A 20,122-nucleotide genomic window follows, 5' to 3' on the forward strand; every position below is an offset into this window, starting at 1 on the left:
AATGAGCGCAGGCAAGATATTGTCCCTGATAGCCACTGCGGTTGCGATCGCAATGGTCATCGGCCTTTATCTTGCGCCCAAGCTGCGCGAGGCCGAATATCAGGCCGCGCTGGAGCGTCAGCGCGAAACCAAGAATGTTGTGGCGACCGCTTCCGAGCCTGCCTCCTCTATCCACACCCGCGCCGCCTTCATCGAACGCGAAGCCGATGGCCATTACTGGACCCGCGCCGATGTCACCGGCACCGAGGTCAAGTTCATGGTCGATACCGGCGCCAGCATCGTCGCCCTCACTTACCGGGATGCCCAGCGCCTCGGCCTGAAGCCGGAGGTGCTGACCTATGATTCGGAAATCCGCACCGCCGGCGGCGTCACCTACGGCGCGCCTGTGACCCTCGACAGCATCCGGATCGGCCGGGTCGAGGTGGAAAGCGTGAATGCGGTCGTTCTTCGCAGCGAGCTGGAACAGTCCCTGCTGGGCATGACTTTCCTCAGCGAGCTGAACTCCTACGAGTTCCGCAAAGGCCAGCTGATCATACGCCAGTAATCGGCTTGCCGTCCGCGCCGCGGCCCACCCCGATTTCCCAGGCGAAGCGTTCCTCATCTCCTGACCAGCGTGCGTAGGTGACACGGCCTTCCAGGCCAGCTGCCTTCATCAGGTCGCGATACCAGTTCTCCGTGCCTGCATTCAGCCTTTGGGGGTGAACGCCCCAGAGAAGACACGCCTGGCGAAGCCGCTGATCGTCGAGCGATCCGTAAAGAATCGGTACGCACCCGCGCACACGGGCGAACCGCGCCAGCCGCTCGAATGCGCCGGTGCGCAGGGCAAGCGCGGCAGCGCCTTCCGCTTCCGCCATCGTGAGCGCAGCCTGCGCAACAATGTCGATCGCATTTTCGGCCTGAGCCTCTCCGCAGAACTCGGCAAGCGAGCGGCGATAGTCATCCGCGCCTTCCGTGGCCCGTATGATGCGGGACATGATCGCCACCGCCGTTGCCGGATGGCGCCCCACAGCCGTCTCGGCGGACAGCATGACAGCGTCCGCGCCCTGATAGATCGCCGTCGCCACGTCCGAGGCTTCAGCCCGCGTGGGCGCAGAATTCTCGATCATCGATTCCAGCATCTGCGTCGCCACGATTACCGGCCGCCCCAGAGCACGCGCTACGCGCACGATGCGACGCTGAATGACCGGGACCTCCTCGGGTGCAAACTCAACGCCCAGATCGCCTCGCGCCACCATTACCGCGTCAGCCGCCGCGACAATTGCTTCCAGATGAATGATCGCGGCAGGCTTCTCGAGCTTTGCCACCAGAGGCGCGCGACCGGCAATGATCGCCTTGACCTCCTCAACATCCTCAACCGTTTGAACGAAGGACAGCGCGACAATGTCCACGCCGATTTCCAGCGCGAAGTCCAGGTCAGCGCGGTCCTTCTCCGTCAGTGCACGGACCGGCAGCGCCTTGCCCCGAACGGTAAAGCCCTTCTTGTCGCCCAGCTTGCCGGGGACTTCAGCGCGTACGCGCGGCTCGCTGCCGCCACTGATCACGGTGAAGATCAGCTTGCCGTCATCGGCCAGGATCGTGTCGCCCTCCTCAAGGATGGCAACAATCTCGGCATGGGGTACCGGGATCGTTTCCGGGTCCGGTGCCGTTTCGCCAACAATGATGCGGTATTCCTTGCGAAAGCCCAGCTTCAGCGAACCACCGTCGAACTTGCCAACACGCACCTTAGGTCCCTGAAGATCTGCAAGCGTCGCGAGCGGCCAGCCGACAGCGGCTTCTGCGGCGCGCACCGCCTTCAGGGCTTCAAGATGGGCCGCGTGTTCGCCATGGCTGAAATTCAGGCGGAACACATCGACGCCCGCCTCCGCCAGTGCACGCACTTCCCTAGGCGAACGGCTGCCTGGCCCCAGCGTGGCGACAATCTTGGCATTCTCGCCCTGCAGATGGGATTTGATCATCGGGCAGTTCCTTCGTTTGCGGGCGCTTCAGGCAGTCTGGCTACAACGACTCTCGGCATCCGCGAAACACTTCTCAGGCGCCGCGCATTTCCCTCTCCGCAAAACAATCGAGCACTTACGCCTGGATGCCATTTTTTTGGAAGGATTGCGACAGGTTTTAGAACAAAAACACATGTTATTTCAAGCACTTAGTAAACCAGGAAATTTACCTTTCCCCGCTATGCACATTCCAAGACGCGCTGCAGCGCGCACTACAGAACACAAGGATATGGCATGCAATTTGGTGAGCTTGATGTTCAGAACGTTCCCGCGCTCCGGGCCGACGGACTGTGCCGCGACGCAATCGATTTCTTCGTCGCGAACCCGAGACTGAGGCTCATCGCTGCCGTGGACGCAACCGGACGTCCGGCCGGAGCGCTCACGCGAACGAAAATTATCTCCAAAGCTGCAAGCCAGTTTGGCAGGGCGCTCTATGACGCCCGGCCGCTTGCCGAATTCATGGAGCCGCCCCGCTTTGTCGTCGGCACAGACCAGCAAGTTGCTGACATCGCCAACCAGCTTGCCGCGACTGACCTGACCAATGCGCCTGACGGCTACATTCTGGTGGATCATCTTGGCCGCTATGCCGGGATCGTGGATGGACTGTCCGTACTCCGTGCACTCCTCAAGCTGAACATGCAGCTTGTAGATGAACTCAATTCCGAAGTGGCAGTCCGCTGCGAAGCCGAAAAGGAAGCCAGGCGCCTTGCCGATACCGACACGTTGACCGGCCTGAACAATCGCAGGCTGTTCATCGAAGAGGCAGACCGCTTCGTTCAGCTCGGCACGCCCGCCTGGCTCATCTATGTGGATCTCGACCGGTTCAAGTATCTCAATGACAAATACGGCCATGCTGTCGGGGATGATGCCCTGAAGGTGATCGCCGGACGAATTCAGGACGGGTGGCCCGGCGCACTGGTCGCAAGGCTGGGGGGCGACGAATTCGGGATGCTGATTGATGCGGCGCGGCTCGAAGGAAGCCTCGACGAAGAGTTGATTCGGCTGCACGCCTCACTCTGCGCGCCCTTCCCATCCAAGCCCGGCGCCGTCAGCGTTGGCGCGTCAATCGGCGCGGCGGAATTTCCTGGCGATGCCGCCACACGGTCCGAATGGCTCCATGCAGCCGACAAAGCCATGCAGCGCGCCAAGTCCGATCATGGCGGCGTGCGTCTGTTTGATCCCACAATCGACATTGCCGAGGCCAAGCAAGCCCGCCTCACGGAGTCCCTGCAGGCCGCCGTTTCGGAAAACCAGATACGTCCGGTATTCCAGCCTTTCTATTCGGTCGCAAACGGACAACTGGCGGGATATGAAGTGCTGGCGCGCTGGAATGGGCCCGACATCGGGTTCATACCCGGCCCCGGTGAATTCATTCCCCTTCTCGAGCGCCTCGGTCTGATCGATGAGATGTTCTGGGGCGTTGCTGAGCAGGCCCTGCTTGCCTGCCGGAAAATGCCTTCCCACCTGAAGATCGCGCTCAATGTTTCCCCCATCCAGTTTGCCAACCGCCTATTCCCGGCCCGGCTGGCCGCGCTCGCGTCCCGTATCGGTGTGCAGTGCAATCAGCTGGAAATTGAGATCACCGAAACGGCCATGTTCCGCGACATGACGCACACAGTATCGGTGCTCCGTGATCTGAGCGATATGGGGATGTCCATCGCCCTTGATGATTTCGGGACCGGCTATTCCTCCCTGACATTGGTGAAGGAGCTACCGCTCACCAAACTCAAGATCGACAAGTCCTTCATCCAGTCGGCGCAGAACTCGCCAAGCTCCGACAAGATCGTGTCGGCCGCCATTGGCCTCAGCCAGGCCCTGAACATCCTATGCTGCGCAGAGGGCGTTGAAGACGCTGCAACGCTCGAACGCCTCAGGGGCATGAACTGCGATCTCGCGCAGGGCTTCCTGCTCGGCAGGCCAGCGGCAGTCCTGGGTGGAGGCCGCAGCCAGGCCCTGAGCGCCGCCGGCTAGGCTACTGCATCCGCCATCACGAATGGATCATATGAGAGGATCGGCGCCAGCCAGCGTTCGGCCATGCGCGTTTCCCAGCCCTTGCGCGCGGCATAGTCAGCCACCTGATCCCGGCCGATCCGGCCGACGGCAAAGTAGACGCTCTTCGGGTGCGAAAGATACAGCCCCGACACGCTGGACGCGGGCATCATCGCATAGCTGGAGGTCAGCTCCACGCCGATACGTTTCTCTGCTTCCAGCAGGCGGAACAGCGTCGCTTTCTCGGTATGGTCTGGCTGGCAGGGATAGCCCGCCGCCGGGCGGATACCCTGATATTTCTCCGCGATCAGTTCGTCCGTAGAAAGCGCTTCGTCCGGCGCATAGGCCCAGAGTTCCTTGCGGACCTTTTCGTGCATGTACTCGGCCATGGCCTCGGCAAACCGGTCGGCCAGTGCTTTCACCATGATGGAAGAATAATCGTCGCCCTTGGCGGCAAATCTCTGCGCGATGTCTTCAACTTCCGGACCAGAGGTGACGCAGAAGCCGCCAATCCAATCATCCCCCTTTGGAGCGACGAAATCAGCCAGCGCAAAGTTTGGCTGGCTGTTATCCTTCATCATCTGCTGGCGCAGAGTCAGGAAGGCCTCGCCATTGGCAAGTTTGACATCATCCCCAGCGGAATTGGCTTTCCAGAAACCTACAACCGCTTTCGGCTTCAGCCAGTCTTCCCCGACCAGCTGCTGCATCATCGCCTGGGTATCCCGCCACAGGCTGGAGGCTGCCTCGCCCACGATCTTGTCTTCCAGAATGGCCGGATAGCGCCCCGCCAGATCCCAGGCAGAGAAATACGGCGTCCAGTCGATATAGCGGGCCAGCGTGCCCAGATCGATGTCCTCAAACGTCCGCACACCCTCATAGGTGGGCCTCGGCGGTGTATAGCTGTCCCAGTCGAATTTGAGCTTGGCAGCGCGCGCTTCGGCAATAGGCAGGCGCGGCTTGGGCGGTCCATCCTTGCGGGCTTCCCGCATCCGCTCATACCGCGCGCGTACTTCGCCCAGAAATACCGGGCGATCCTCATCGCTGAGCAGTGTACTGACGACGCCGACCGCGCGGCTGGCATCCACCACATGCACCACCGGCGCGGAGCGGATCGCGGGCTCGATCTTCACCGCCGTATGCGCTGCGCTCGTCGTTGCCCCGCCAATCAGCAGCGGCTGCACCATGCCCCGGCGCTGCATCTCGGACGCAACATAGACCATCTCATCAAGGCTCGGCGTGATCAGCCCGGAAAGCCCGATAATGTCGGCCTTCTCGCGCACCGCCGTATCGAGGATTTTTTCCGCCGGCACCATCACGCCGAGATCGACAATCTCGTACCCGTTACAGGCCAGAACCACGCCAACAATGTTCTTACCGATGTCATGCACATCGCCCTTCACCGTGGCTAGGATCACCTTGCCATTCGATTTGCGCTCCAGACCCAGCTCCCGCTTTTCCGCCTCCATGTAGGGCTCAAGCCAGGCCACAGCCTGCTTCATCACGCGGGCTGATTTTACCACCTGCGGCAGGAACATCTTGCCCGACCCGAACAGGTCGCCCACCACATTCATGCCCGCCATCAGCGGCCCTTCAATCACATGCAGCGGCCGCGCCACGCTCAGGCGCGCTTCTTCCGTGTCCGTATCAATAAACTCGGTGATGCCATGCACCAGCGCATGCTCCAGCCGCTTGGCAACGGGCAGCTCCCGCCAGGCCAGATCCTTGACCTGCACTTTGCCTTTTTGTCCCTTGAACCGTTCGGCCAGGTCCACAAGCCGGTCGGTCGCATCAGCGCGGCGGTTGAGGATCACATCCTCCACGGCCTCGCGCAATTCCCGGTCAATGTCGTCATATATATCCAGCTGCCCGGCATTCACGATGCCCATGTCCATGCCCGCAGGGATCGCATAATACAGGAACACAGAGTGCATCGCCCGGCGCACCGGTTCGTTGCCCCGGAAGGAGAAAGACACGTTGGAAAGCCCGCCAGAGATGTGGCAGCCAGGGCAAGTCCTGCGGATTTCCCGCGTCGCTTCGATAAAGTCCAGCGCGTAGGTATTGTGCTCCTCAATCCCCGTCGCCACAGCGAAAACGTTGGGATCGAAGATGATGTCTTCAGCCGGGAATCCAACTTCTTCGGTCAGGATACGGAACGCCCGCTGGCAAATCTCGATCTTGCGCGGCGCGGTATCGGCCTGCCCCTGTTCATCAAACGCCATCACGACGACGGCTGCGCCATAGGACAGACACGCCCGCGCCTGCTCGCGGAACTTGTCCTCGCCTTCCTTCATGGAGATCGAGTTGACGATGGCTTTGCCCTGAACGCATTTCAGGCCCGCCTCGATCACTTCCCATTTGGAAGAGTCGATCATAACCGGCACGCGCGCAATATCTGGCTCGGCGGCAATCAGGTTCAGGAAGGTGGTCATGGCCTGCACGCCGTCCAGCATGCCTTCATCCATGTTTACATCGATCACCTGCGCGCCGCTCTCCACCTGTTGGCGGGCGACCTCCACGGCATCGCCGTAGCGCCCGTCGGTAATCATCTTCCGGAACACGGCAGAGCCGGTGATGTTGGTGCGTTCACCGATATTGATGAATGTAGCTGTTGCGTCTGTCATTTTCGCGACCTTCCGCGGTCCAGCGGCCAGTTGCCATCCGGGAGAATGGCAAAGCCGTCCGTCTTCTGATTGTAGATATAAATCCAGCCCTGCTCGCCCGTTTCGGCGCCAGCCTCATCGAGGACCGGCACCCGGCCGCGCAGGTAAAGCGATGTAGCCGGGTCATCCGTCACATCTTCAAATGCGTCCATCGCGGGCACGACGCTCACATCCTTTACGCGCCACACCGCGCCGTGACAGAGCGTATCGCCCGCCACCACGCCCGGAAACCCGCCTAGATCAAGCATCCGCCCGCGGAACCGGCAGGCCCCGAGAAATTCCCCGGCCAGCTCAAGTCCGAGCTCGTCCGGCGCGCCCGCTGCGCCCTGCTTCAGAAGGCCGTAGAAGATGAAAACATCTCCGGCCTGCACGTCCGTTTGCGTCACGATGCCACCGTAAACGGCTCCAGCCCCGACAGACGCATGGCCCGCGAAACTTCCGGCAGCTTGCGCGGCGGCGCCGATCTGATTGCCTGCGCAATCGCAGCGATATGTCCCGGCGAGGTGCCGCAGCATCCGCCCAGCACGTTCACCAGCCCGCTGTTGGCCCATTCTTTCAGATGCGCCGCGGTCTGGTCAGGCGTCTCGTCATACTCGCCAAAGGCGTTGGGCAGGCCGGCATTGGGATAAGCAATCACGCGGGTATCCGCCACGCGCGAAATAGAGGCCACGTGCTGGCGCATCAGGTCCGCGCCCAGCGCGCAATTGAGGCCGATCGCCCAGGGCCGCGCATGGCGCACGGAATTCCAGAACGCCTCAGCCGTCTGCCCACTGAGCGTCCGGCCCGAAGCATCCGTAATCGTGCCGGAAATGATGATCGGCAGGTCGATACCCTTCTGCTCGCGCAGGTCGATCAGCGCCTTGATCGCCGCCTTGGCGTTCAGTGTGTCGAACACCGTCTCGATCAGGAACACGTCTATAAACGGCGCCATCGCCTCGGCCTGCTCAAAATAGGCTTCGCGCACCTGGTCAAATGTCACGTCCCGGTAGCCCGGATCATTCACATTCGGGCTCAGCGACAGCGTCTTGTTCGTCGGCCCGATAGCGCCCATCACGCCTACAGGACGGCCAAGTTCTGCTTCGGCCTTATCAGCCACATCCCGCGCAATCCGCGCGCCTTCGCGGGCGATTTCGGCGGCAAGGGCCTCCATCTTGTAATCGGCCATGGCGATGGTGGTCGCAGAGAATGTGTTCGTCTCCACAAAGTCCGCCCCCGCATCAATATATTTACGGTGAATCTCGCCGATCACATCCGGGCGGGTGAGGTTCAAAAGGTCATTGTTGCCCTTCAACGGAATTTCCCAGTCGCCAAACCGGTTTCCCTGAAAATCCTCTTCGGTCAGCTTGTAGTTCTGAATCTGCGTGCCCATCGCGCCGTCGAGCACGAGGATACGTTGATTGGCGAGCGCTTCGAGCGCCTTGAAACGGTCTTGGCTGTTCATGGCTCAGGCTGCCTTTGCGGACTGGGGGTTGAGGCCAAGCAGGCGGCAGGTGGACAGCGCCAGCCCCGCGCGGTTCAGCGTGTAGAAATGGAAGTCCTCAACACCTTCGGCCTGCAGTTTCCGGCAGAGGTCGGCGGCCACATTCGCGGTGACGAGATCACGTGTCTCCTCGTCCTCATCCAGCCCGTCATAAAGCGTGTGCAGCCAGGCGGGGATGGATGAACCGCACAGGCCAGCGATGCGCTTCAGGCCGTTGAAATTGGGCTGCAGCATGATGCCGGGAACGATCGGCATGGTCACGCCGCCTGCCCGCGCCTTCTCGAGGAAAGCGAGATACACGTCCGGCTCGAAGAAGAATTGCGTGATCGCCCGGTCCGCGCCCGCATCCTGCTTGGCCTTCAGGAAGGCAATCTCCGCGTCCCATCCCAGATTTTCCGGGTGAAGCTCAGGATAGCAGGAGACCGAAATCTCGAAACACTTGCCCAGCTCCGGGCGATGCTCCCTCAGCCCACGGATGAGATCAACCGAGTCGGCAAAGCCTCCCGGATGGGCCTCGAACTTCGCGCCCATGCCTGCTGGCGGGTCGCCGCGCAGCGCAACGATATGCTTCACGCCCGCCTGCCAATATTCCTCGGCTACGGCGAGCACTTCTTCCTTCGTGGCCGAAACGCAGGTCAGGTGCGCTGCCGGGGGAAGCGCCGTTTCCGCCGCGATGCGGCGCACCGTGTCATGCGTGCGCTCCCGCGTGGAGCCGCCCGCGCCATAGGTGACCGAGACAAATGCCGGCGCCATCGGCTCCAGGCGCTGAACCGTCTCCCAGAGGCGGGCATTCATCGCCTCGGATTTCGGCGGGAAAAACTCGAACGAGACCCGCACCGGGTCTTTAGTTGCTTGCGACGGGATGGCCGGACGGGTCACGCGGCTTTCTCCTGAACTGAGGCGGGCTTCAACGCCCGCCAGATATTGACGGTAAGGCCCGGCGCGCCATTTTCCGGGGGCGCAAAGCTCAAGGGTTTCTCGAGACTCAGGCCGGCCTCTGCGGCCCAGCCTGCCAGCGCGTCATGGCGCACACCCAGGCGGTGATGGCCATGCTCGGCGCGCAGGAATTCCAGATCATGCGGCGCAAAGTCGGTGACCAGCAGCTGGCCACCCGGCGCCAGCACGCGGCCCGCTTCGGTGATGGCATCGCCCGGCGTGTCGAGGAAGTGCAGTACCTGATGGATGATGACAAGGTCTGCGCTGGCATCGGCAAAAGGCACGGCCGTGACATTGCCAAACCGCACACGCGCATTGCGCGCGCCGGCGCTTTCAAGATTTGCCCGCGCCACGGTCAGCATCCGGTGGCTGAAATCGATGCCTTCTGCTTCCGCCGCAAGCGGAGCAAACAGCGCCAACATGCGGCCGGTGCCGGTGCCGAAATCTATCAAACGGCGAAACGGCCCCTTCCCCGCCAGCTCCAGAAGGGCGGTCTCAATGGCCTCATTGGGGTAATGCAGCCCGCGCACCGTATCCCAGGTCTCAGCAATGCTGGAAAAGTAAGCTTCAGCCGAAGCGGCGCGCCCCGCCATAACTGTGTGAAGGCGTTCAAGGTCCGCCTCCGTTTCGGGGACGTCAGAGCCGAGCGCCGCAAAGAGCGCGTCGAGAAGGTCCTTGCCCGGCCCGCTTCTGGCGGCGCGATAAAAAACAAACGCGCCTTCCGGTAGACGTTCTGCCAGGCCTGCCTCCGAAAGCGCTTTGAGATGATGGGAGAGGCGCGGCTGGCTCTGCTCAAGCACCTGCACCAGTTCCCCTACCGACAAATCCTGATACCGCAACAGCGCCAGCAGGCGCAGCCGGGTCGGCTCGCCCGCGGCCCGCAGCCGCTCAAGAAGTCCATCGAAGGCATCACTCATGCAAATCATATAAACGAACTTTTATATGATTTGCAATCCATCTTTGGAACCTGATCTAAACAGGTTCGTTATGTTTACTGATCAGTATGGCGGGAATGACACGTTTCTGACCAATTTTTGGGGCGTAAGGTTGAAGCTGGAAAACCACATGCCATCTGTCTTACGTTCGCATCAACCAAGTTAGTCATCACCCGTTGACTTATCGCGATCACCGAAGCATAGGCAGGTCAACAGCTGATGACTTACTCCTCGCTAACCTGTCCCTGCCATATGTCGTCTCTTTAGGAACATTGACTGCATGAAAACCGCCCTCCCCGGTGCCGCGCTGCTTGCGGTTGCACTTGCCGCCTGTGCCTCGACACCTGCTGCAGGATCTACTGATATTGCTGACCCTTATGAAGGCTTCAATCGCAAGATGTACGCCTTTAACAACGGGTTGGATAAGTACGCCCTCGACCCGGCCGCAACCGCCTACAAGACCGTAACGCCGGAATTCGCCCGTGACCGGGTTGGGGATTTCCTGTCCAACCTTCGCGGCCCGGTCGTCTTCGCAAACGACGTCCTCCAAGGTGAGGCCAAACGCGCCGGAACGACGTTCGCGCGGTTTGGAATCAACACGACTATTGGCGTTCTGGGCCTCTGGGACCCGGCATCGGAAATCGGCCTTGAGCGTCACCGGGAAGATTTCGGCCAGACGCTGGCCGTCTGGGGCGTAGAGAGCGGGCCTTATATCGTGATGCCGGTTCTTGGCCCCACGACGCCGCGCGACCTGCTGGGATTCGGTGTGGACCGCGCGATCGACCCTCTGACATGGGTTCAGCTCGATAATGATTCTGATTCTGATCTCGCCATCCGCGCCGGTCTCGGCATCGTTGGCGCCCTCAATGCCCGCGTGCGGCTGGAAGATCAGATCAACACGCTCAATGCCCAACCCGAACCCTATATTGCCCTTAGACGGATTTATTCATCTTCGCGTCAGGCGGAGATCCTTAATGGAAAGGTCGATGACGAGGCCGCCTATGATGATCTCCCCGATTTCGACGAATTTGAAGACTATGAAGAGTAAGTCCCGGCCGCCTGAGAAAAGGACTATGACCATGAAACGTTTCATTCTCCCGGCTGTCATGGCCGCCACAATGACCGTAAGCGCCCTGCCCGCTTTTGCGGACGCCAAGACCGAAGCGTATGTTCAGAAGAATGCCAATGAAGTGCTTTCAACCCTGAACAACCCGGAGTTGTCGTCCAAGGAACGCACCGAGAAGTTCAGTGAGTATATGAACGAGTTCGCCGATTTCGATGCGATCTCGAACTTCGTCATCGGTAAATACAGCCGCCGTTTCAGCAAGGACGAGCTGACCGCCTACCGCACCGCTTTCCGCAACTATGCGATGGCGGTCTATGAGAACGAGCTGGACGCCTATCGCGGTGAAGCCGTGACGGTGAAGAACTCGGTCGACCGCTCGGCCACCGATTCGATCGTCAACACGGTGATCAAGCGTAATGACGGCCGCGACATGGATGTGCGCTGGCGCGTTCTGGGCAAGGACGGCAGTTATCAGGTTGTCGATGTGGCCCTGAACCTGGACGGCAACCTGATCTGGCTGGCCATTGAACAGCGCGCCCAGTTCATCGCCCTGCTCGACCAGAACAATGGTTCGGCCGATGTGCTGATCAACAAGATCGACGGAATGACCGCCGACATGAAGTCCCGCAAGCGCAGCTGATCTGCTGCTCCTGCATCTGAGGCAAAGAAACGCCCTGACCGTTGGTCAGGGCGTTTTCATTCAGGGCGTCACTGCTGCCGGCGCGGCCGGCATATTGAATTCAATCGGCGCGCCGGGGCCAAGGTCGATACCCAGATAGAACCAGCCGACCGTGAGGATCACGCCGGTAATCAGCAGCCAGACCGAATAGGGCAGCATCAGGGCGGTGAGGCTTCCCAGGCCGAAGTCCTTCACCCAGCGCTGGGCGAAGATCAGGATCAGCGGGAAATACACCATCAGCGGCGTGATGATGTTGGTGGCCCCATCGCCGACGCGGTAGGCGGCGGTGGCCCCTTCCGGCGAGACGCCGAGCAGCATCAGCATGGGTACCAGAACCGGCGCCATCAGCGCCCATTTGGCTGAGGCCGAGCCGACGAAGAGGTTCAGGAGCCCTGTGAAAATCACCATCAGGCCAAGCACCACAGGCAGCGGCAGGCCGCTGGCCTCGATGGTATTGGCGCCGTGAACGGCGGTGATGAAGCCGAGGTTTGACCAGCCGAACATCGCCACGAAATGGGCCGCCGCAAAGGCGAGGACGAGGTAATAGCCCATGTCCTTCATGGCTTCGGCCATCATGGCGACGAGATCGCGGTGGTTCTTCACCGTTCCGGCAGCTGCGCCATACGCCCAGCCGGCAAACAGGAACAGCAGGAAAAACGCGGCAACCAGCGACTGGTAAAGCGGCGCGAGCGTTGCGTGGATCGAGCAGGCGCCTGATTCGATGGTGCCGGGCGCGCAGGCCTCTTCGCTGATCAGCGGCGTGCCGGGGCCGAAGGTCATGAAGGCCCAGAGGGCAATGACGGCGAGGCTGGCGAGCCCAGCATTGCGGATGCCCTTTTTCTGGGCCGGTTCCAGCGGTTTGTCGTCTTCGCCGAAATCCTTCGCCTGCTGCTCGGAGGGCACCCATTTGCCCAGGCGCGGCTCGACGATCTTGTCGGTGACGAACCAGATCAGCGGCAGGTAGATCACCATCAGGACGCTGATGAAGAACCAGTTTCCGGCAATGTTGACGTTCAGCCCCTCAACGAGACCGGAGTTATCCACAGCTTGTTGGGTAATGCCGAAGAGAAGCGCGTCGAGCTGGCCGGGGGTGATATTGGCGGAAAACCCGCCCGAAACCCCGGCAAAAGCCGCCGCAATCCCGGCAATCGGATGGCGACCGGCGGCGGCGAAGAGAATGCCTGCCAAGGGGATCAGCACGACATAGCCAGCGTCCGAGGCGTGGTTGGACAGCATGGCGATAAGCGCGACGACGGGCGTGAGCAACGCGGTTGGGGCGCCGCGAACGGCGGCGCGCATGCCGCTGGCAAAGAGGCCGGAGCGTTCGGCCACCCCGGCGCCGAGCATCACGATCAGCACATAGCCGAGGGGATGGAAGTGGGTGAAGGTCTTGGGCATGTCGACCCAGAGCCGCTGGATATTGGCCGCCGACAGAAGGCTGTCAGCCCGCACGATCATCGTCGACCCGTCGGGGTTGAGCTGGGTGGGATGGGGCGCGGAAACACCCAGGACGGCGCAGAGAATCGAGATGAGGACGAGGCCGCCGATCAGGTAGAAGAAGAGAAAGACCGGATCAGGCAGTTTGTTGCCGGTTCGCTCGACAAATCCGAGAAAACCTTTCTGTGCCGGCGCCGTATCGTTCACACTCATTCGAACTCTCCCAGTTTCCCAGGTCGAACTGTGCGGATCGGCGGCCCGAAGGCAAGGCCTTTTGTGCCAGAAGTGGCGCAGGACGGGCCAAACAGGCGCCGGGCAGCGCGGGCGGCCGGAACGCGCGGGGGCGCGGCCGGTGAGGGTGTTTATGCGGAGAGGTGCCCCACCCTTGTATTGTGATTTTGGTGTAGGGATTGGGTGACAGGCGGGGTCTGTCCCCACCCTTGGTCTTTGAGGACCGCGAGTTAGCGAACGGCCCGCCTGTCAGTTTGAGTTCGCCCTGAACAGTTGACAGGGGCGGGTGTTGGAAGCGCCCGGCCCCGCATGACAAGGACAGGAACACCATGCCTCAGAATGTCATCGGCGTCGATATTGCCAAAGACTGGATCGACACCCATTGCCTCGACAGCGGCCGATCGGGCCGTCTGGAGATGACGCCCCGCGCCCTGAAAGCCTTTGCCCGGCGCTGCGGCGGCGCGCTCGTCGTGTTTGAAGCCTCCGGCGGTTATGAGCGCCCGCTTGCTGAGGCGCTGGGCGCGGCTGGCGTCGCCCATGCCCGGATCAACCCCCGGCAGGCCCGCGAGTTTGCCCGCGCCACCGGGCGCCTGGCCAAGACCGACCGGGTGGATGCCCAAGTCCTCGCGCGCATGGGCCGGGCGCTGGAGCTGTCACCGACGCCGCCGCCCGATCCGGCTCGCACCCGGCTGGCGGCGCTGATGGCCCGGCGGGACGATCTCACCGGAGAAGCGGCGCGGGAAGCCTGCCGCCTGAGGCAGGCACGCGATGCGTTCGTGCGCGCCGACATCACCAGCCTGATCGGGATACTCAAGCGCCGCATTGCCCGGCTTGAGGCGGAGATCACTGCCCTGATCAAGGCCCATGCACCTCTGGCCGAGGCCGAAGCGCGCCTGCGATCAGCCCCCGGCATCGGTCCCATCACAGCCGCCAGCCTGATCGCCCGGCTGCCGGAGCTTGGCCATGTCAGCCGCGGCGCTATCGCCAACCTCGCGGGCCTCGCCCCGCATGCCTGCAACAGCGGGCAGATGCGCGGCCAGCGCCGCATCTGGGGCGGACGCAAGGACGTGCGCACCAGCCTCTATCAGGCCGCCTTCATCGCCAGCCGCTACGACCCCGCCCTGAAGGCCTTGCGCCAGAGACTGCAGGACGCCGGAAAACCCTTCAAGGTCGCCATAATCGCCGTCGCCCGCGTCCTTCTCACCCAGCTCAACGCCATCCTCCGAGAACAGAGAAACTACCGCCCTGGAATCTGACCCGAACAACAGTTGCTATCCCTCCCCATAGTCATGGGGAGGGGACCTGTTGTGCGTGGGGTGAGGTAAGGGTTTCGGCTTGGAGCGTGGGGTTGCTTTAGGCTAGGAGGTGTCGGGAATTGTGCTTGCCGCTCCCCCCTCCGACCCTTCGGAGCCTTCTCGGGGAAATCGCAATGCGATTTCTGATCCCTCGAAGCCCCGCAAGCAGGGGAGGATACCAGCGCAGGATTCCTCCAGAAAAGCTCCAACCATGTTTGGCGGGACCGCGCTTTGCCAGACCGGATCGTCCCAGCTGGCCTTTAGCGATTCCGGTTTGCGATAGGCGCGCCAGTGGTCGCCTACCTGGACGATTTGGACCTGGCCCCATCGGGTGACGGAGATGAGGAGGGTACGGAGTTCCTTGTCCTGACGTTTGAAGATCCAGCGCAGCTGTAGCCAGAGGTATGGCCAGAACACTGGCGATACGTGGGCATAGAGGCGGGCGATCTGGGGTGTCATGGGAGGGAGTATACCTCCGCCTGCGGAGGGGGTGGATGAGATTTCTGGAAATCGCGCAGGTGCTGCAGGTTCAGCGGGAATATTGGTGGATAGGGCGGAGGCCCTCACCTCCCATCGCTTTGCGATGGGCCCCTCCTCTCCCAGAGGGAGAGAGGTAAGACGCGTTGTGCTTGGGTGTCAGGTTTGGACAAACTTGGACAAAACGGGACACTTCAGGACAAACTCGGACACAAAAAGACACGGCGCGGGACAGCTTTCGCCGTTCCGCGCCGTGCTGGGCCACTGGTTGGAGCCAGAGCTAGTCAGCCCAGCCGCCACCCATGGCCATGAAGACGTTGATCTCGGCGCTGGCCTTTGCCGCTTCGGATTGGGCGAGCGCGGTGCGGGTTTCGATGAAGGTGCGCTCGGCGTCGAGGACGTTGAGGAAGTTGTCTGACCCGATCCGGTAACGGGTGCGGGCGAGTTCGGCGGCTTCTTCCGACGCAGCGGCGGAAGCTTCCAGGGCGGCGTAGCGCTCTTTCTCGGCCGCGTAGTTGGTGAGGGCGATTTCGGCCTCTTCCAGGGCGGTGAGGAAGGTCTCGTCGAAATTGGCGAGGGCGATGTCGACGCCGGCTTCGGCCGCAGCGAGGCGGGCGCGGGCGGCAGCGACGTTCGGGAAGTTCCAGCTGATCAGCGGGCCGAGGCCGAAGCTGAGGCCGTCTTCGCTGAACATGTCGCCTGCCCCGCCCAGCGAGGCGGTGGAGACCGAGCCGCCGATGCTGACGGAAGGGTAGAGGTTTGCCGTGGCGATACCGACGCGGGCGGCGGCGCTGGCAAGCTGAAGTTCCGCCTGGCGCACATCCGGACGGCGCGCAAGGAGGGTTGCGCTTTCCCCGGTGGGGAGGAGCGAGACGAGCTGCGGCATGCTTTCGCACGCGGGGACCGCTTGGCTCATCTCTGCGGGGGTCTGGCCAGTCAAGCGGGCCAGGCGGAACAAGGCGGCGTCACGGGCGGCGCGCACGGACGGGATGTCGGCTTCGGCGCGGCGGAGCGCGGCCTCGGCCTGCACGACATCCAGACGGATGCCGCGGCCCGCATCGAACAGGGTGCGGGTGAGATTGAGCGTCTCTTCCTGCAAGCCGTAATTCGACTGGGCGGTTTCAAGCTGGATATTGCCGGCGCAATAATCGATCCAGGCGCGGGCGGTTTCACCCGCGACCATCAGGGACGCGCCGCGATAGGCGGCCTCGGCAGCGGCAGCGTCCTGGCGGGCAGCTTCGACGCTGGAGCTGACGCGGCCGAAGATATCGACCTCATAGGCCATCTCGAAGCCAAGCGAATAGACGTCGGTTTCAACATCGCCCGGCGCGAAGCTCGGATCACGGACATATTGGCCGCCGGCGGTGGCGGTGGTGGATGGCAGCAGCGCGGAGCGGGCCTCCGAAAGCCCTGCACGAACCTGCTCAAGATTTGCCGCGGCGCCGGCAAGCGAGCGGTTATTGGTGAGCGCCTGCGTGACGAGGCCGTCGAGGGCCTCGCTCTGATAGAGGCGCCACCAGTCTTTGGGCACAGGCGTGGCGGCGACATTGGCCGCTTCTGCCGAGAGCAAGGCGCCTTCAACGCGCGAAGCAACGGAGCTGTCCGGGGCGGCGGGCGCGGTGGCGCAGGCGCTGAGGGCGAGAGCGGCAATGGCCGTGAGCGTGGGGAGTTTGAGATGTATCATGCCTGGCCTCCTTCGACCGGCGTGTGGGTGTCGTCTTTACGGCTGGCACCGGGAAGCCGCTTCGAGATCATCCGTCCAATGACATAGAAAGCCGGCGTGAAGATGAGACCGAAAATGGTCACCCCGATCATGCCCGAGAACACGGTGATACCGATGGACTGGCGCATCTCTGCCCCTGCCCCGGTTGCGAACGCCAATGGCATCACACCGAAGATGAAGGCGAAGGATGTCATCAAGATCGGACGAAGGCGCAGGCGGGAGCCTTCAACAGCCGCCTCATGCGGCGTCAGTCCGCGTTGTTCTTCTGCCTGCTTGGCAAACTCGACCAGGAGGATCGCGTTCTTGGCCGCAAGAGCGACAAGGACGATGAGGCCGACCTGGGCGAGGATGTCGTTCGCCATACCTGCGATGTTGATGCCGATGGTGGCCGCGAGGATACACATCGGGACGATGAAGATAACGGCGAAGGGCAGCGTGAAGGCTTCATACTGCGCCGCCAGGACGAGGAAGACAAAGATAACCGCCATCACGAAGATCATCGTGGAGGAGTTGCCGACGGCTTTCTCCTGATAGGCAATTTCGGTCCATTCATAGCTGATGCCATCGGGGAGCACCTGCGCGGCCATCTCTTCCATCGCGGCGAGCGAGGCACCGGTGGAGACACCGGCCGCTGTCTGGCCGCTGAGCTCGATGGCGGGGAAGTTGTTATGGCGGACCATGCGGACCGGGCCGGAGCCGTCAACGATCTGGGCAACCGCCGAGATCGGCACCATCTGACCGGTGGACGAGCGGACCTGGAACTGGCCGATACTGCCGGCAGTTTCACGGAACGGAGCATCTGCCTGGGCAGTGACGCGGAATGTCCGCCCAAGGAAGTTGAAGTCGTTCACATAGGTGGAGCCGAGATTGGTTCCGAGCGTCGAATAGACATCCGCCGGTTCTACACCGAGGAGCTGGGCGCGGTCGCGGTCCACCTCTACCCGCACGGTGGGCGAGTCTGTGTTGAAGGTGGTGTAGACGCTGGTGACGCGGGGGTCCTGGCCAGCAGCGTCCATCATGGCGAAGGTTGCCTGCTGGAGCGCGGCTGTACCGGCGCCGGAGCGATCCTGGATCATCATCTTGAAGCCGCCGCCCTGGCCCAGGCCCTGCACCGCCGGAGGGGCGATGATGAAGGCGTTGCCTTCGGGCAGGCTGGACATGAACTGGCCAGTGAGACGCTGCGAGATCGCGGCGGCGGAGAGGTTCTCATCGCCTTTGCGTTCGTCAAAGTCAGCCAGGCGGATGAACATCGTGCCGGCGTTGGAGGCGGACGAGAAGCTGGAGCCGTCCATGCCGACCATTGCGGCGACGCCCTGGATGCCTTCAGTGGCCTGAAGTTCCTCGACGATGCGCAGCATGACGGTGTTGGTGCGCTCCAGCGAGGCGCCCGCGGGGAGCTGGACGACGCCGATGAGGAAGCCCTGGTCCTGCTCCGGGATGAAGCCCGTAGGCGTGGCCGACAGGCGCCAGCCGGTGGTGGCCAGGAGGCCGGCATAGACGATCATCACGATCACCAGCATACGGACCAGTTTGGAGACGACCGTGCCGTAGGTGTTGGACAGCCAGTCGAAGCCCTTGTTGAAGCCGTTGCTGGCGATGCGCAGCGGGGCAAGGATCGGGCTGCCCTTCTTGTGGCTGTGTTCTTCGTGCGGCTTCAGCAGCAGCGCGCAGAGAGCCGGAGACAGGGTGAGCGAGACCAGCAGCGAGATGACAGCAGCCGACGCGATGGCGACGGCGAACTGTTCATAGAAGATGCCGGGAATGCCGCCCATGAAGAGTGTGGGCACGAACACCGAAACCAGCACGAGGTTCATCGCGATGAGCGCGCCGCCGACCTCGTTCATGGAGGTGATGGCCGCCTGCATGGGCGTTTTGCCCTCGCGGATGGAGCGTTCGACATTCTCCACCACGACGATCGCGTCATCCACCACGATGCCGACTGCAAGCACGAGGGCGAACAGGGACAGCGAGTTGATGGAATAGCCGAGCGCAAGCTGGACGGCGAAGACGCCGATGATCGAGACCGGGATAGCGAGGATCGGGATGAGGGCGGCGCGCCAGGTCTGCAGAAAGATCAGGATGACGATCATCACGAGGAAGACCGCTTCGATGAGGGCATGCTCCACCGCAGACACCGAGGCCTGGACGAATTCGGTGGGATTATAAGGGATCATGTATTCGAGGCCCTCAGGGAATTCCTGGGCGGCCAGTTCCATTTCAGCCAGCACTTGCTCTGCCGCTTCGAGGGCGTTGGAGCCGGGCAGCTGGGAGACGGCGAGGCCGATGCCGGGCTGGCCATCGAAATAGGAGCGCATGAGGTAATTTTCGGCGCCGATGTCGACGCGGGCGACATCGCGCAGGCGGACGACGGAGCCATCCTCGCCGCGGCGGATGACGACATCGCCGAACTCTTCAGGTTCGATCAGGCGGCCGCTGACCTGGACGGGGATCTGGAATGGCGGGGCGCCAGCCTCAGCAAAGGGGGGCTGGCCCAGTGTGCCGCCCGCAGCCTGGATGTTCTGGGCGCGCAGGGCCGCGACGATGTCAGCCGAGGTGAGGTTGAGGGCTGCGGCGCGTTCGGGATTGATCCAGACGCGCATGGAATAGTTGCCGCCGCCGAACACTTCAATGCCGCCGACGCCATTGATGCGCAGCAGGCGGTCCTTGATGTTGGAGGCTGCGTAGTTGGCGACGTAATCCTTGTCGAGCTGGCCGCCCGGCGAGGTGATCGCGACGAGCAGGAGGAAGCCGGAGGCCTGCTGGTTGACCGACACGCCGGTCTGGCGGACCTGCTCTGGCAGGCGCGGCTCGGCGCGGGAGACGCGGTTCTGGACCTGCACCTGGGCGGTGTCGAGATCGGTGCCCGGCTCGAAGGTGATCGTCAGCATGACGACGCCATCGGCGGTGGAGGAGGATGTCATGTAGATCATCCCTTCCACGCCGTTGATTTCCTGTTCCAGCGGCGCGGCGACCTGGTTGGCTACGTCCTCGGACGAAGCGCCGGGGTAAGAGGCCGTGACGACAACAGTGGGCGGGGCAATTTCAGGGTATTGAGCCAGCGGCAGCTGCGGGAACGCGAAGGCGCCCAGCAGTGTGATCACGACAGAAATCACGGCGGCAAAGATGGGCCGCCGGATGAAAAAGTGGGAAAGGCGCATGGGAGAATGGGTCTCTGGGAGGAAGAGATTGGGTGGAGGCCAGGCGGGCGCTGGCCGCCGCG

General features: G+C 62.4%; 15 protein-coding genes. 5 read left to right on the plus strand and 10 right to left on the minus strand.

Translation table 11 applies throughout. The features are described 5' to 3' along the window. The first annotated feature begins 1 nt into the window (after position 1). Positions 2 to 544 carry a retropepsin-like aspartic protease family protein gene (locus tag HNE_RS10375; protein ID WP_011647093.1) on the plus strand — a complete coding sequence of 181 codons (543 nt, stop codon included), beginning with the start codon at positions 2 to 4 and terminating at the stop codon, positions 542 to 544. Here HNE_RS10375 and pyk read toward each other — a convergent pair. Beyond that, the gene (gene pyk / locus HNE_RS10380) at positions 531 to 1,955 is read right to left on the minus strand and encodes a pyruvate kinase (protein ID WP_011647094.1); all 1,425 of its coding nucleotides are present in this window, start codon (positions 1,953 to 1,955) and stop codon (positions 531 to 533) included. The two genes, HNE_RS10375 and pyk, sit on opposite strands and share 14 nt — an antisense overlap. Before the next feature lie 273 nt (positions 1,956 to 2,228). On the opposite strand from pyk, the gene HNE_RS10385 reads away from it, so the two are divergent. Next, positions 2,229 to 3,965, plus strand: coding sequence for a putative bifunctional diguanylate cyclase/phosphodiesterase (locus tag HNE_RS10385; protein WP_011647095.1), 1,737 nt, complete (start codon positions 2,229 to 2,231; stop codon positions 3,963 to 3,965). Here the strand turns inward: HNE_RS10385 and metH are convergent. From metH to HNE_RS10410, 5 genes are read right to left on the minus strand one after another with little or no spacing between them, the layout of a single operon-like run. Then, positions 3,962 to 6,604 (minus strand): methionine synthase, encoded by a 2,643-nt coding sequence (gene metH, locus HNE_RS10390; RefSeq protein WP_011647096.1) that lies wholly within the window; start codon positions 6,602 to 6,604, stop codon positions 3,962 to 3,964. The genes HNE_RS10385 and metH overlap by 4 nt on opposite strands. Further along, positions 6,601 to 7,029: a gamma-glutamylcyclotransferase family protein gene (locus tag HNE_RS10395; protein WP_035592510.1), complete on the minus strand. Its 429-nt coding sequence runs from the start codon at positions 7,027 to 7,029 to the stop codon at positions 6,601 to 6,603. Before HNE_RS10395 ends, metH begins: the two co-directional genes overlap by 4 nt. Continuing rightward, positions 7,026 to 8,084, minus strand: a complete 1,059-nt coding sequence (locus HNE_RS10400) for a homocysteine S-methyltransferase family protein (protein WP_011647098.1) — start codon at positions 8,082 to 8,084, stop codon at positions 7,026 to 7,028. Before HNE_RS10400 ends, HNE_RS10395 begins: the two co-directional genes overlap by 4 nt. A 3-nt stretch (positions 8,085 to 8,087) precedes the next feature. Beyond that, positions 8,088 to 9,002: a methylenetetrahydrofolate reductase [NAD(P)H] gene (metF, locus tag HNE_RS10405; protein WP_011647099.1), complete on the minus strand. Its 915-nt coding sequence runs from the start codon at positions 9,000 to 9,002 to the stop codon at positions 8,088 to 8,090. Then, positions 8,999 to 9,976 (minus strand): metalloregulator ArsR/SmtB family transcription factor, encoded by a 978-nt coding sequence (locus HNE_RS10410; RefSeq protein ID WP_011647100.1) that lies wholly within the window; start codon positions 9,974 to 9,976, stop codon positions 8,999 to 9,001. Before HNE_RS10410 ends, metF begins: the two co-directional genes overlap by 4 nt. A gap of 298 nt (positions 9,977 to 10,274) precedes the next feature. On the opposite strand from HNE_RS10410, the gene HNE_RS10415 reads away from it, so the two are divergent. Further along, positions 10,275 to 11,042: an MlaA family lipoprotein gene (locus HNE_RS10415; protein WP_011647101.1), complete on the plus strand. Its 768-nt coding sequence runs from the start codon at positions 10,275 to 10,277 to the stop codon at positions 11,040 to 11,042. A gap of 31 nt (positions 11,043 to 11,073) precedes the next feature. Further along, positions 11,074 to 11,700, plus strand: coding sequence for an MlaC/ttg2D family ABC transporter substrate-binding protein (locus HNE_RS10420; protein ID WP_011647102.1), 627 nt, complete (start codon positions 11,074 to 11,076; stop codon positions 11,698 to 11,700). Between the two features lie 60 nt (positions 11,701 to 11,760). On the opposite strand, the gene HNE_RS10425 is transcribed toward HNE_RS10420, so the two are convergent. Further along, positions 11,761 to 13,389, minus strand: a complete 1,629-nt coding sequence (locus HNE_RS10425) for an AbgT family transporter (protein ID WP_011647103.1) — start codon at positions 13,387 to 13,389, stop codon at positions 11,761 to 11,763. Positions 13,390 to 13,736: 347 nt separating this feature from the next. Between HNE_RS10425 and HNE_RS10430 the strand changes: the two genes are divergently transcribed. Beyond that, the gene (locus HNE_RS10430) at positions 13,737 to 14,663 is read left to right on the plus strand and encodes an IS110-like element ISHne4 family transposase (RefSeq protein ID WP_011646949.1); all 927 of its coding nucleotides are present in this window, start codon (positions 13,737 to 13,739) and stop codon (positions 14,661 to 14,663) included. A 102-nt stretch (positions 14,664 to 14,765) separates the two neighbouring features. On the opposite strand, the gene HNE_RS10435 is transcribed toward HNE_RS10430, so the two are convergent. The 3 genes from HNE_RS10435 to HNE_RS10445 form a co-directional block, all read right to left on the minus strand. Next, on the minus strand, positions 14,766 to 15,161 hold the full coding sequence (locus HNE_RS10435; RefSeq protein ID WP_035592210.1) for a hypothetical protein: 396 nt from the start codon (positions 15,159 to 15,161) through the stop codon (positions 14,766 to 14,768). Between the two features lie 298 nt (positions 15,162 to 15,459). After that, a complete protein-coding gene (locus HNE_RS10440; RefSeq protein WP_011647105.1) occupies positions 15,460 to 16,863 on the minus strand; it encodes an efflux transporter outer membrane subunit in 1,404 nt (467 codons plus the stop codon). Further along, a complete protein-coding gene (locus HNE_RS10445) occupies positions 16,860 to 20,060 on the minus strand; it encodes an efflux RND transporter permease subunit (protein ID WP_011647106.1) in 3,201 nt (1,066 codons plus the stop codon). Before HNE_RS10445 ends, HNE_RS10440 begins: the two co-directional genes overlap by 4 nt. Positions 20,061 to 20,122 lie beyond the last annotated feature (62 nt).

This window comes from Hyphomonas neptunium ATCC 15444, assembly GCF_000013025.1.
Classification (GTDB): domain Bacteria; phylum Pseudomonadota; class Alphaproteobacteria; order Caulobacterales; family Hyphomonadaceae; genus Hyphomonas; species Hyphomonas neptunia.

Coding starts and splice junctions, on each gene's coding strand:
- HNE_RS10375 (WP_011647093.1), top strand. CDS start 2: ATGAGCGCAGGCAAGATATTGTCCCTGATAGCCACTGCGGTTGCGATC.
- pyk (WP_011647094.1), bottom strand. CDS start 1,955: ATGATCAAATCCCATCTGCAGGGCGAGAATGCCAAGATTGTCGCCACG.
- HNE_RS10385 (WP_011647095.1), top strand. CDS start 2,229: ATGCAATTTGGTGAGCTTGATGTTCAGAACGTTCCCGCGCTCCGGGCC.
- metH (WP_011647096.1), bottom strand. CDS start 6,604: ATGACAGACGCAACAGCTACATTCATCAATATCGGTGAACGCACCAAC.
- HNE_RS10400 (WP_011647098.1), bottom strand. CDS start 8,084: ATGAACAGCCAAGACCGTTTCAAGGCGCTCGAAGCGCTCGCCAATCAA.
- HNE_RS10410 (WP_011647100.1), bottom strand. CDS start 9,976: ATGAGTGATGCCTTCGATGGACTTCTTGAGCGGCTGCGGGCCGCGGGC.
- HNE_RS10415 (WP_011647101.1), top strand. CDS start 10,275: ATGAAAACCGCCCTCCCCGGTGCCGCGCTGCTTGCGGTTGCACTTGCC.
- HNE_RS10420 (WP_011647102.1), top strand. CDS start 11,074: ATGAAACGTTTCATTCTCCCGGCTGTCATGGCCGCCACAATGACCGTA.
- HNE_RS10425 (WP_011647103.1), bottom strand. CDS start 13,389: ATGAGTGTGAACGATACGGCGCCGGCACAGAAAGGTTTTCTCGGATTT.
- HNE_RS10430 (WP_011646949.1), top strand. CDS start 13,737: ATGCCTCAGAATGTCATCGGCGTCGATATTGCCAAAGACTGGATCGAC.
- HNE_RS10435 (WP_035592210.1), bottom strand. CDS start 15,161: ATGACACCCCAGATCGCCCGCCTCTATGCCCACGTATCGCCAGTGTTC.
- HNE_RS10440 (WP_011647105.1), bottom strand. CDS start 16,863: ATGATACATCTCAAACTCCCCACGCTCACGGCCATTGCCGCTCTCGCC.
- HNE_RS10445 (WP_011647106.1), bottom strand. CDS start 20,060: ATGCGCCTTTCCCACTTTTTCATCCGGCGGCCCATCTTTGCCGCCGTG.